The sequence below is a fragment of the Amnibacterium flavum genome (assembly GCF_003097495.1).
Lineage (GTDB): Bacteria > Actinomycetota > Actinomycetes > Actinomycetales > Microbacteriaceae > Naasia > Naasia flava.
Genome location: NZ_QEOP01000002.1, coordinates 379,449 through 391,027, shown reverse-complemented (window position 1 = coordinate 391,027; position 11,579 = coordinate 379,449). Strand labels below are relative to the sequence as shown.

10 protein-coding genes are annotated in these 11,579 nt (G+C 68.7%); 4 read left to right on the top strand and 6 right to left on the bottom strand.

The window, feature by feature from the left end:
* Nucleotides 1-209 precede the first annotated feature (209 nt).
* Nucleotides 210-707: a Dps family protein gene (locus DDQ50_RS09495; RefSeq protein WP_116756499.1), complete on the top strand. Its 498-nt coding sequence runs from the start codon at nt 210-212 to the stop codon at nt 705-707.
* A gap of 101 nt (nt 708-808) precedes the next feature.
* On the opposite strand, the gene DDQ50_RS09490 is transcribed toward DDQ50_RS09495, so the two are convergent.
* The 5 genes from DDQ50_RS09490 to DDQ50_RS09470 are packed head-to-tail and all read right to left on the bottom strand — an operon-like array spanning nt 809 to nt 5,490.
* Nucleotides 809-2,230: an amidohydrolase gene (locus tag DDQ50_RS09490; protein WP_240614329.1), complete on the bottom strand. Its 1,422-nt coding sequence runs from the start codon at nt 2,228-2,230 to the stop codon at nt 809-811.
* A gap of 34 nt (nt 2,231-2,264) precedes the next feature.
* Nucleotides 2,265-2,906, bottom strand: coding sequence for an FMN-binding negative transcriptional regulator (locus DDQ50_RS09485; protein WP_116756497.1), 642 nt, complete (start codon nt 2,904-2,906; stop codon nt 2,265-2,267).
* 2 nt (nt 2,907-2,908) lie between these two features.
* On the bottom strand, nt 2,909-3,955 hold the full coding sequence (locus DDQ50_RS09480; RefSeq protein ID WP_116756496.1) for an Fpg/Nei family DNA glycosylase: 1,047 nt from the start codon (nt 3,953-3,955) through the stop codon (nt 2,909-2,911).
* Nucleotides 3,948-4,457, bottom strand: a complete 510-nt coding sequence (locus tag DDQ50_RS09475) for a ribose-5-phosphate isomerase (RefSeq protein WP_116756495.1) — start codon at nt 4,455-4,457, stop codon at nt 3,948-3,950. Before DDQ50_RS09475 ends, DDQ50_RS09480 begins: the two co-directional genes overlap by 8 nt.
* 10 nt (nt 4,458-4,467) lie before the next feature.
* Nucleotides 4,468-5,490 (bottom strand): DUF2332 domain-containing protein, encoded by a 1,023-nt coding sequence (locus tag DDQ50_RS09470; protein ID WP_165829766.1) that lies wholly within the window; start codon nt 5,488-5,490, stop codon nt 4,468-4,470.
* An 84-nt stretch (nt 5,491-5,574) separates the two neighbouring features.
* On the opposite strand from DDQ50_RS09470, the gene pepN reads away from it, so the two are divergent.
* From pepN to DDQ50_RS09455, 3 genes are all read left to right on the top strand, one after another.
* The gene (gene pepN, locus DDQ50_RS09465; protein WP_116756494.1) at nt 5,575-8,118 is read left to right on the top strand and encodes an aminopeptidase N; all 2,544 of its coding nucleotides are present in this window, start codon (nt 5,575-5,577) and stop codon (nt 8,116-8,118) included.
* A gap of 225 nt (nt 8,119-8,343) precedes the next feature.
* Nucleotides 8,344-9,426: a mechanosensitive ion channel family protein gene (locus DDQ50_RS09460; protein ID WP_116756493.1), complete on the top strand. Its 1,083-nt coding sequence runs from the start codon at nt 8,344-8,346 to the stop codon at nt 9,424-9,426.
* Nucleotides 9,423-9,920 (top strand): globin, encoded by a 498-nt coding sequence (locus tag DDQ50_RS09455; protein ID WP_116756492.1) that lies wholly within the window; start codon nt 9,423-9,425, stop codon nt 9,918-9,920. The genes DDQ50_RS09460 and DDQ50_RS09455 overlap by 4 nt, the downstream gene beginning before the upstream one ends.
* Here DDQ50_RS09455 and DDQ50_RS09450 read toward each other — a convergent pair.
* Entirely contained in the window at nt 9,904-11,568 is a 1,665-nt protein-coding gene (locus DDQ50_RS09450; protein WP_116756491.1) for a hypothetical protein, read from the bottom strand. The genes DDQ50_RS09455 and DDQ50_RS09450 overlap by 17 nt on opposite strands.
* Nucleotides 11,569-11,579 lie beyond the last annotated feature (11 nt).

Here is an 11,579-nt window from a genome sequence, read left to right as displayed (position 1 = left end):
TCCCGTCAGATTCGCTGCACCTCGAGCTTGACGATCCGGTGGCGCCGTCGGCAGGGAGCCGCCTCCCGAACCACGCCGGGGGTTAGCCCCCGCCCTGCCGTGAACCGAGTGCAGGCACGGCGGTCGCGGGTAAGCCCAGGCTCAGCTTGCTTGCGAACAATTCCCAGGCGCGTAGCGTTGGGTTTGTCAGTACAAGGAAAGGGACACACATGACCGACACCACCACAGTCGCCCACAAGACCGAGTCCATCTGGGGAGCTGACGTGGCCGCTGGAGTTGCCCAGTTCCTCCAGCCCCTCGTCGTCAACCTCACCGCCATGAGCGTCGATGGCAAGCAGGCTCACTGGCACGTCCGCGGTCCCAACTTCATCGGAATCCACGAGCTGCTCGACGTCTACGTCGACCACGTGCGCGAGTGGGCCGACCTCGTCGCGGAGCGCGTCGTCGCCCTCGGCCTGCCCGTCGACGGCCGCACCGGCACCGTCGCATCCAGCACCACCACACCCGCCCTGAACGACGGGTTCCAGAGCATCCCCGACACGATCGCTCAGGTCGTCTCGCAGATCGACGCCACTCTCGAGGTCCTGCACAAGGGCATCACCGACCTGGAGGACATCGACGTGTCCAGCCAGGACGTGCTCGTCGAGATCGAGCGGGGTCTCGTCAAGGACCGCTGGTTCCTGTTCGCTCATATCGCGCAGGACTAGAGCGCACTCGCTTCACCGATCGGATGGGGTCGCCTTCGGGCGGCCCCATTCGTCGTTGGCCCCCGAGGCAGTCCGATCAGCAGCGGTCGGATCGGCGGCGGTCAGATCGCACGGTGGGTGAAGCCTCCGCCGAGCAGGGTCGCCGAGACGGGCATCGCGCTCAGTCCCTCGCGTGTCGCGGTCAGTGGGTCGGCGTCGAGGATCGCCAGATCGGCCGGGCTTCCGACCGTCGGCGCTGCACCCGCGCGGGTCGATGCCGCGATCGCCTCGGCCGTCGTGATCCGCTGTTCGGCGTGCCACGACTCGCGCTCGTCACCCGTCCGATGGACCGCCGCGGCGATGGTCACCCAGGGATCGAGAGGCGAGACGGGGGCGTCGGAGCCGAGCACCACCGTCGCACCGGAATCGAGCAGTCCGCGCAGCGGGAACGCACGCTGCGTGCGCCCTTCCCAGTGATGCTCGGCGACATCGCGGTCGTCGAGCAGGTGCGCGGGCTGCACGCTCGCGACGACGCCCAGCTCGGCGAACCGCGCGAGGTCGGCGTCCGAGATCAGCTGGGCGTGCTCCATCCGGCCCCGGATGCCGGCGCGCTCGAACGCGTCGAGAGCGATGCCGACGGCCCGGTCGCCGATGGCGTGGATCGCGGGCTCGAATCCGGCGGCAGCGCCGTCGTGGATGAGCTGGTCGAGGCGGTCGGTCGGGATGGTGAGCATGCCCGTGTCGTTCGAGCCCGGATACGGGTCGAGGCAGAAAGCGGTGCGGGTGTTGAGCGATCCGTCGATCAGCACCTTGAGACGGCCCACGGAGACCAGCTCGTCGATCCGCGTGCCGGTCGAGAGCCGGTCCGCCACGGCGCGTTCGAGATGCTGGGGGTAGACGCCGAACTCGATCCGCTGGGTGTCGAAACCGGACGCGCGACGGCGAGCCCACGACGTCGCGTTCCAGTCCATCTCGAGGTCGACGATGCCGGTCACCCCCCGCGCCGCGGCGGCTCCGCCGGCCTCGTTCACCCATTGGTCGACGAGGTCGACGGGGAGGTCGTCGAGCATGCGGGTGACGGCGAAGGCGGCGTTCTCGCGCAGCAGACCCGACCCGTCGATGGCCGCACCGAACCTCTCCGCGGCGAGGGTGTTCAGCCAGATGCAGTGGAGATCTCCGCTCACCAGCACGACAGGGGTGCCCGGAGCGCTGTCGTCGAGAAGACGCGTGGTCGGCAGGTCGGGCCACAGTCCGTCACGGAAGCCGTAGCCGATGATGAGGGCCCCGCCACCGGCCGCGGCGGACGCACGGACGATCTGCGCGGTCTCCCCCGCTGAAGAGGCCGCCGACACGTCAAGTCGTCGAGAGGCGAGAGCCCACTGCGCGACGTGCACGTGCTCGTCCCAGAGACCCGGGATGACCCAACGGCCGTCGAGGACGACGACCTCGCCGTCGCCGACGAGCTCATCCGCCGACGCCTGACCGACAGGGTCGATGCGCGTGATCGCGCCGCGCTCGACGAGCACATCGAACGGAGCGTCCACGCCGAGGAGGCGAGCCTCCCTGAGGAGGAGCCGCTCAGTCACGGGCGGCGCGGCGGATGTCGTGGACTCGCCTCATCTCCGCGGCGAGCGCGGGCTGGGCGTAGGGCCCGTCGCCCTCGAGCTCGCGGATGATGACGTCGACCGTCTCGTCCGGCCGGTTCTGGCTGAGCTTCGACTTCGCGACGACGCGCGTCGGCGTGAAGCGCAGACCGACGGTGCCGGCACTGATTCGGCTCGCGTAGGCGGCGTTCTCGATCGTGCCGTTCATGCGCCGCGGCTCGGGCATGTGCTGCTCGAAGAAGTCGACGAGATCGCCCAGTACGCGCAGGTTCTCCTCGTCGGACAGGATCTCGGGCACCGCGTAGAGGTGGGCGACGACGAAGTTCCAGGTCGGCACGGCGGGCTTCGCGTCGTACCAGCCGGGCGAGATGTAGCCGTGCGGGCCCTGGACGATCATGAGGATCTCCCGGGTGCCCAGCTCGAGCAGCTGCTCGTCGGGGCGTCCGACGTGAGTGAGGATCGACAGCTGGTCGCTCGTCTCGTCGAGCACGATCGGATAGTGGCTGGCCACGATGCCGTTCTCGGTGTCGGCTACGAGCGTCGCCCACGGGTTCTCGCGCACCAGACGCTTGATCTCGTCGGGACTCTCGAGCACGAAGCTCGGGTTCTGCCTCATCGTCAGCCTTTCGCGGGCGGGCGCTTCTGCCAGCCCGGCGCCCAGTAGAGGTTGCGGCCGCCCATGTCCTCCATGACGACCTCGCCGCGCCCTCGCGGCGACTTCTTGCCGGTCTGCTTGTAGACGTAGTGACGCTCGTCGCGACTCGCCATCGCCCGCACATACTCATCGGGGGTGAGGTCGTCCTTGGTCATCATCTGGCCGGTCTCGACGCCGATGGTGAGCAGTTTCGCCCAGTCGCGCCAGAGCGCCCTGAGCTGGCGCTCGGGGATGTCGCGCCCCGGAGTGTACGGGTCGAGACGGGCGCGGAAGAGCAGTTCGGCGCGGTAGACGTTGCCGATGCCGCTGACCACGCTCTGATCCATCAGGAGCAGCCCGATCGGGGTCGGCTTCTTGCGCACCTTGGCGACGAATGCGTCCTCGGCCTTCTTGCCGGGGTCGACCAGAGGATCGGGGCCGAGTTTGGCGAGCACCTGCTTCACCTGCTCGGGATCGAGGACCTCGCATGCGGTGGGCCCTCGCAGGTCGGCGACCGTCGTCTCGGTCAGCAGACGCAGCCGCACGGCGCCGATGGGCGGCGGCGGGAAGTCCTCGAGGTCGGTCTCGCGCTCGGATTCCGCCATCCGCAGCCGAGCTCGACGCGGGGCGCCGATCGAGCCCAGGCTCTCCTCCGGCAGGGCGTCGGGCACGAAGTCCGAGGGGAGCTCGCTGGACACCTCCTCCAGGAAGGTGCCCCGCTGGTTCGTCTGACCGATCCGACCGCCGGCGGCGAGCAGGGTCGGATCGACCGTCACCTCTCCCGCGAAGTCCCATGCCCCGTAGAGGCCCAGGTGCACGCGCAGGATGCGGTCGCCGACATCGCCGTCCTTCGGACCGAACTCGACGAAGAGCTGCTTGCCCACCGCCGTCGCGGCCACGACGGTACGGCCATCGAGCTCGGCGGCCCCCGCCGCGAACCGACCCTGCGGGCTGCTCGCCGAGACCCGGTGCCCGACGAAGTTGGCGCGGAACTGGCGGGCGATCCGGTGGATCGAGTGGCCTTCAGGCATCGGCGACGGTGATGCCCGGGGTGTGCTCGCCCGCGGCGATCGACCCGGTGCTCTCGAACTCGGCGAGCTGGGCGATGCGGCGCTCGTGACGCGGATCGAAGGAGAAGGGCTCGGCGACGAACGCGTCGATCAGGTCGGTCGCCTCCTCGAGGGTGTGCTGGCGGGCGCCGATCGAGATCACGTTGGCGTCGTTGTGCTGTCGGGCGAGCTGGGCGGTCGACAGGTTCCAGACGAGCGCGGCGCGGATGCCCTCCACCTTGTTGGCGGCGATCTGCTCGCCGTTTCCGGATCCGCCGAACACGACACCGAGCGTCTCGATGCCGTCGCGCTGGTCCTGGGCGACCGCGATCGCGGCGCGGATGATGAACGCCGGGTAGTCGTCGAGCGGGTCGTAGTCGGCCGGACCGTGGTCGACGACCTCGTGCCCCGCCGCACTGAGGTGCTCGACGAGGTGCTTGCTGAAATCGAGGCCCGCGTGGTCGGTCGCGAGGTGGATGCGCATGGTTCCGATTCTAGGCAGCCACGTCGACGCCGTCGGCCGTGCTCGAGGTCTCGTCGGCGTCGAGCCAGCGCAACCAGGCGGCGTGCGGATGACTGATCGCGACGGGCACCCCGTCGCGCGCGACGACGAAGGAGAACGACTCACGGGTCGGGCCGGTGTGCTCGACACCCGGGACGACGTCGGCGAGCTCGTTGGCGATCCACACGGCGTCGAGTCCACGGACGGTCTCGACGAAGCGTTCGGCCTCGGGCTGGCGCACGTAGGAGAGCATCGCGGTGTGGACCACGACGAGGGTCGCGTCGGAGGGAGCGCCCGCGACCACCTCGAGGATCCGGTCGTTGAGGTCGCCCTTCACGATCGGCACGGGGTGCTGACGCATGATCGCGATGGCGGCGTCGAGATTGCCCTGGCGGCCGGGGTGGTCGGGCCAGAGGAGGGCGCGCAGCCACGCGACGTCGGCATCCGATGACAGGTCGAGCGGGCTGAGCTCGATTCCGGCCCGCCAGGCGATCTCGGGGATCCGCGTGGGAACGGGCACCGATCCGCGGGTCGAGCACTCGAGTCGGACCGTGCTCGGCCCGTCGTCGGGGTCGAGCCACGGGCCGTCGTCGTAGCGGTAGCTGTACCGGTCGAGATTGAGGTGCAGTCCCGCGGAGGTTCCCACCTCGACGAGCGCGATCGGGCCGTCGATGCTCGCCAGGATGGGCAGGATCGCGAGCAGACGCGCGGGATCGTTCGTCTGCATCGTCCGCTCGGTCGCGAGACGCTCGACCACGTCCCAGTGCTGGAGGAGATGCTCGCGGAACTCGGCGTACGACTGCAGCGGTGCACCGACGTACCGGGCCGCCGCGTACAGGAATCCTGCCTGACGCTTCGACCGCGGCAGCTCGTCGATGCGGGCGAGCAGCTCGGCGTCCTCCGAGATGGCGACGGAGATGTCGGAATACGCGGGAGACAGGTCGAGCGCATCGACCTGCGAGAACACGCGATAGGCCTCCGCGGTCAACGATTCGTTGATCTTCTCGATCGTCACCGTCACATCAAACTGTGCAGGAAGCGCCCGTGCAAGTCGGCCTAGGGTTGGACCCGGGAAACGCCACGGAAGAACGGACGAGCCATGCCCGGAGAGAACCTCACCCGACTCGAAGCACAGGAGCGCAAAGCCCTCCTCGATGTGCAGTCCTACTCTGTCGAACTCGATCTGACGACCGGAGACGAGACCTTCGCGAGCACGACGACTGTTCGCTTCTCGGCCGAAGCGGGCACCTCGACCTTCATCGACGCGATCACGAAGACGGTCCACTCGGTCACCCTCAACGGGCGCGAGCTCGATCCCGCCGCCGTCTCCGACGGTGTGCGCATCCAGCTCGACGACCTCGCCGCCGAGAACGAGCTGCGAGTCGTCGCCGACGCCCTCTATACGAACACCGGTGAGGGTCTGCACCGGTTCGTCGACCCGGCCGACGGCGAGGTCTACCTGTACACCCAGTTCGAGGTGCCCGACTCGCGCCGCATGTTCGCGGTGTTCGAGCAGCCCGACCTCAAGGCCACCTTCCAGTTCACGGTCACTGCGCCCGACTACTGGGAGGTCGTCTCCAACTCCCCCACTCCCGAGCCCGTCGACGTCGGAGGTAGTAACGTCCGCTACGACTTCGCGCCCACCCAGGTCATCTCGAGCTACATCACCGCTCTCATCGCGGGGCCGTACTCGGTCGAGCGCCGCGAACTCACCTCGTCGGACGGCCGGGTAATCCCTCTCGGCGTCTTCGCCCGCGCTTCCCTCGCCCAGTACCTCGACACCGACTACATCGTCGAGAAGACCCGCGAGGGCTTCGAGTTCTACGAGGCGATCTTCGACTACCCGTACCCGTTCGAGAAGTACGACCAGCTCTTCGTGCCCGAGTTCAACGCGGGGGCCATGGAGAACGCCGGAGCCGTCACCTTCACCGAGACCTACGTCTTCCGCTCGAAGGTGACCGACGCGGTCCGCGAGCGCCGGGTGACGACCATCCTTCACGAGCTCGCCCACATGTGGTTCGGCGACCTGGTCACCATGAAGTGGTGGAACGACCTGTGGCTCAACGAGTCGTTCGCGACCTACATCTCGACTCTTGCGGGCGCCGAGGCGACCGAGTGGAAGGAGAGCTGGACCACGTTCGGCGCTCTCGAGAAGTCGTGGGCCTACCGCCAGGACCAGCTGCCCTCCACCCATCCGATCGTGGCGACCATCAACGATCTCGAGGATGTCCAGGTCAACTTCGACGGCATCACCTACGCGAAGGGCGCATCGGTACTCCGCCAGCTCGTCGCCTGGGTCGGCCAGGACGAGTTCCTCAAGGGCGTGGGCGCCTACTTCCGCAAGCACGAGTTCTCGAACACCGAACTCACCGACCTGCTCGCCGAGCTCGAGGTCACGAGCGGGCGCGACCTGAGCAGCTGGTCAGAGCTCTGGCTCGAGACCGCCGGCGTCAACACTCTCCGCCCCGAGTTCGAGACCGACGAGTCGGGCGCGTTCACCTCGTTCGCGATCACGCAGACCACCCCGCCCGAGTGGCCGACGCATCGCCCGCACCGCCTGGCGGTGGGGCTGTACAACCTGCGGGATGGACGACTCGTCCGCGACGAGCGGTTCGAGGTCGACATCGACGGCGAGCGCACCGAGCTGGCCGAGCTCGTCGGCGTCCAGCGGCCCGACCTGCTCCTCGTCAACGACGATGACCTGACCTACGCGAAGATCCGTCTCGACGACGGCTCGCTGCTCGTCGCGATCGATCACCTGTCGGCCATCGAGTCGCCGCTCGCCCGCTCGCTCGTCTGGGGATCGGCGTGGGACGCCACCCGTGACGCGGAGACCAGTCCGCGCGACTACGTGCGGCTCGCCCTCGGCAACCTGAGCGCCGAGACCGAGTCGACCACCCTGCGCACGACCCTCGGCCAGCTGCAGCTCGCCGCCACGATCTACGTGGCCCCGGAGAACCGCGCAGAGGTGCTCGCCGAGGTCGGCGACGGTCTCTGGAAGCTCGCACAGGGGGCTGCCGCGGGTTCGGATGCGCAGTTCCAATTCCTCAAGGCGTTCGCCGCGATCGCGCACACCGACGCCCAGCTCGACACCGTCCAGGCGGTGCTCGACGAGAAGGTCGCTCTCGAGGGTCTCGACATCGACACCGACCTCGGCTGGGATCTGCTGATCGCACTGGCGGCGGGTGGCCGGGTCGGCCCGGAGGAGATCGACGCTGCACTCGCGAGCGACAACACCGCGACGGGGCAGCAGTCCGCCGCGCACGCACGGGCCGCACTGCCGACTCCCGAGGCGAAGCTCGCGGCGTGGGACTCGATCGTCACGACCGAGGGCGCGTCGAACCTGATCGTCCGCGCAACCGGGCTCGGCTTCCTGCGCGCAAGCGATCCGGCGCTGCTGGCACCGTTCGTTGCGAAGTACTTCGCGGCGCTCGAGCCGCTGTGGGAGTCGCGCAGTTACGCGATCGCGGCGGGCATCATCAACGGCTTCTACCCGGCGGTGCTCGCCGACGAAGCCCTGGTGACCGCCACGCGCGAATGGCTGGAGACCCACCCGGGCGCCCCCGCGCTTCGCCGCCTGGTGATCGAGAATCTGTCGGGCGTCGAGCGCGCCCTGCGTGTGCAGGCCAGAGACCGGTCCTAGCCGCGTCTACTCCGACACGCCGGACTGCGGACACCCGCCGCCCATTGAGCCCGTCGAAATGAAGGCACCCCACGGCTTAGCCACCCTTCGCTTCGACGGCTCAGCGGGCGGGTCCACCGGTGAACACGCCTGCCCCACCCTTCGCTTCGACAGGCTCAGCGGGCGGGCCCACTAGAGCGCCGCGGGGAGGTGACGTCCAAGCTCCGTCCGTAGACTCTTCGGCCTATGGATTGGGACAGCTTCTTCGAGTCACCGTGGGGTGTCGCGGTCAATGTGGCGATCATCATCGTCGTTGCGATCATCACCCGCATCGCCCTCCACTTCGTGATCAAACGGGTGGTCGAGCGTGTGGTGAGCGGGGTCAAGAGGCGTCAGCGGGTCGATGACACCCAGGCACTCGTGACCTCACCGGTCGCGGCGGTGCGCACGGTGCAACGCGCCCGCACCCTCGGCGACGTGCTCGGCAACATCGTGAGCGTCGTCATCACCGTCGTGGCTCTGCTCTCGATCGTCACGACGATCAATCCGAACATCACGGGCTCGTTCGCCCTGATCACCGCCGCACTCGGCGCCGGTCTCGGCTTCGGTGCGCAGAACATCGTGAAGGACGTGCTCAACGGCCTGTTCATGGTGATCGAGGACCAGCTCGGCGTGGGTGACGTCGTCGACACCGGTCAGGCGACCGGGGTCGTCGAGAGCGTCGCCATCCGGATCACCCAGATCCGCGACGTCAACGGAACACTCTGGTACGTCCGCAACGGCGAGATCGTGCGGGTCGGGAACATGTCCCAGGGCTGGGCACGCGTCATCATCGACCTCGCCGTTCCGTACGACTCCGACATCGAAGCGGTGCAGGAGCGCATGCTGTCGACAGCGGAGAAGCTCGCGAGCTCGCCGAAGTGGCGGCCGCTGATCACCGAGAAGCCCGAGATCTGGGGCCTCGAGTCGATCTCGTCCGAAGCCCTGGTCATCCGCATCGTCGTCAAGACGCGCGCCAGCGCGCGCGATGACGTCGCACGCGAGCTGAGACTGAGACTCAAGACGGCGCTCGACGAGATGGGGGTCAAACTGCCGTCGCTCAACACCGTCGTGCTGGCTGGAATGGACGGCGCGGGCAGTGTCCGCGGCGCCCGTCCCCCGCAGACCAAGCCGATCAAGACCGCCGCGCCCGCCCCGAAGAAGCCGCGGACCGCTCGCAAGGCTCGCGCCGCCGATCCTGGTATCGCGATCTCGGACGCCCCGGCGACCGGGCCCGCCGACGACCCGGGAACCGCGGGTCCCACGAACCCTGCAGATGGGACCCGATGACCGACCAGAGCACGCCCGTCCCTCGCCGCGACGACGCCGAACCCACTGCGGTGGCGCAGCCGACGGCAGCCGGAGCGAGCCCGCTCACCCTGCGTTCGCAGCCGGGTGGCGAAGCGGTGGGCGGCAACTTCTACGAACTCGTCGGCGGTCGCGCCACGTTCGAGAAGCTCGTGCGCGAGTTCTACAAGGGGGTGGCGAGCGACCCGGAACTGCTGGCCATCTACCCCGAGGAGGACCTCGAGCCGGCGATCGAACGGCTCACCGGCTTCCTGGAGCAGTACTGGGGTGGCCCGACCACGTACAGCCAGCGCCGCGGGCATCCGAGGCTGCGGATGCGCCACAACGTCTTCCACATCAACCCGGCGCAGCGCGACCGCTGGTTGCTGCACATGCGCGCCGCGGTCGACGCGATCGACCTCCCGCCGCTCTACGAGGCCACCCTGTGGGGCTATCTCGAGCGGGCGGCCCACGCCATGGTCAATACGTTCGACTGACGGCCTCCGGGTCGCTCGGACCCGAACCCGCGTCGTTCCGTTCTCGAGCCGTGAAACGCAGGATTGCCCAAACGGCGACCGCCGCGACGGCGTACGCGATGAGCAGACTCACCCAGCCGACAAGCGGTGCGCCGACCTTGTCCCAGCTCGCCGGGAGCGGGAGCAGCACGAAGAAGAAGACCAGGACCGACACACCCCAAGCGGCAGCCCAGCCGACCTTGCTCGAACGGAACAGCACAGAACCGTCGAGACCCGGGACGGGCAGCAGCATGAGCGGAAGGGCGGCGATGCCTCCGATAGCGAGCGCCCCGAACGCCTCGCCGAGCAGCAGGGACGGCCAATTCGGATCGCCCGCCCACACCAGTCCGACGATGCTGTAGCCCGCCCAGCCGATCAGGCCTGCGAGGAAGATCCACCCGGTGCGGAGCCAGGTGACGAGCACGGTGTCCGCGGTGGCCGGCGGCACAGCGAATGCCAGGCCGAGCACTAGTCCGAAGAGCACGCCGGGCTCGAATCCGAGAAGTCGCGACAGCACGACGGCGATCAGCACCACCACGAGCGACCCCGCTTGAAACTGGAGGCGCGGCTCGAGGTCCGGTCGCCGTGACCGCAGGACCACGGCGACGAGAGTGAGGCCGAGAACGCTCTCGACCACGATCCCCCCGAGGGTCGAGACGAACTGCCGCGCAGACGACTCATCGAAACTCAGGGCGGGATCGAGGAAGCACGCGATGAGAGCAGCCGAGACGACGCCCACCGCGATCGGGATCCAGCCGGGCACCGGAGCGCCCGTCGGCGCCCCCTGCCGAGCGCGGAGGGCGACGAAGGGTCGCCGGAGGGGCGCGACCACGGCGGCCAGCCTGTCGTAATGCTCCTCGACGGCGGACGAGAGCAGCGCGCTGGGAAGTGCGACCACCAGGATGAGGACCAGGGTGAGCAGCACGACCGCGACCACCCGCTCGAGCCGCAGATCCTTGTCGCCGATCGCCGGCAGAGTGCTGAGAACCGAGGGGGTGTCGATCGTGCGCGGGGGCCGTGCGATCTCGATCTCCTCATCGAGGACCGTCTCCGAGGGCTCGGTATCGAGGGCTGTCTCCTCCTCGGGTTGCGGGGTGGGAGACGGAACCGCGGCTGCCGCGAGACGCAGTACGAGGTCCCTCAACTCGACGGCGCCCTGGTAACCGGGCGCGAGGTAGACGGCTCCGTCGGCGAACAGGAAAGCGGTCTCACCGAACTCGAGAGATGAGGTGTACAGCGCGCCCTCCGCTACGTCGAACCGCTGCATCGGGAAGAGGTTGCTGGGATCGGTGACCTTCAGCACGAGGGCCTCGGAGGCCGCTGGCGTGACCGGCGCGTACCCGTAGTCGTAGAGCACATCCGATTGCGGTACCGCCCAGCGGCAGAAGACTCCTCCCGGCTCGGTGAACACCGACGGTTCCGCGTCCTCGGACGGACCGAACCGCTGGTAGCCGGCCTCCGTGAAGGAGGCGGCCTGCTCCGCCGTGAACATGGAGTCGCAGGTGAGGCCCAGTGTCTCGGCTGTCGGCGCTGCCGGGACTTCGGCGGCCGACGCAGCGAGCGCCGGACCCGAGGCGAGTCCTGCAGCGACGAGAAGCGAGACGAGGACGGCGGGGATGTGTCCTGGCAAGTCGGCTCCGA

Bases quoted from the DNA above. Each gene is read 5' to 3' on its own strand.
- DDQ50_RS09495 (WP_116756499.1), top strand. From the start codon at position 210: ATGACCGACACCACCACAGTCGCCCACAAGACCGAGTCCATCTGGGGA.
- DDQ50_RS09485 (WP_116756497.1), bottom strand. From the start codon at position 2,906: ATGAGGCAGAACCCGAGCTTCGTGCTCGAGAGTCCCGACGAGATCAAG.
- DDQ50_RS09480 (WP_116756496.1), bottom strand. From the start codon at position 3,955: ATGCCTGAAGGCCACTCGATCCACCGGATCGCCCGCCAGTTCCGCGCC.
- DDQ50_RS09475 (WP_116756495.1), bottom strand. From the start codon at position 4,457: ATGCGCATCCACCTCGCGACCGACCACGCGGGCCTCGATTTCAGCAAG.
- pepN (WP_116756494.1), top strand. From the start codon at position 5,575: ATGCCCGGAGAGAACCTCACCCGACTCGAAGCACAGGAGCGCAAAGCC.
- DDQ50_RS09460 (WP_116756493.1), top strand. From the start codon at position 8,344: ATGGATTGGGACAGCTTCTTCGAGTCACCGTGGGGTGTCGCGGTCAAT.
- DDQ50_RS09455 (WP_116756492.1), top strand. From the start codon at position 9,423: ATGACCGACCAGAGCACGCCCGTCCCTCGCCGCGACGACGCCGAACCC.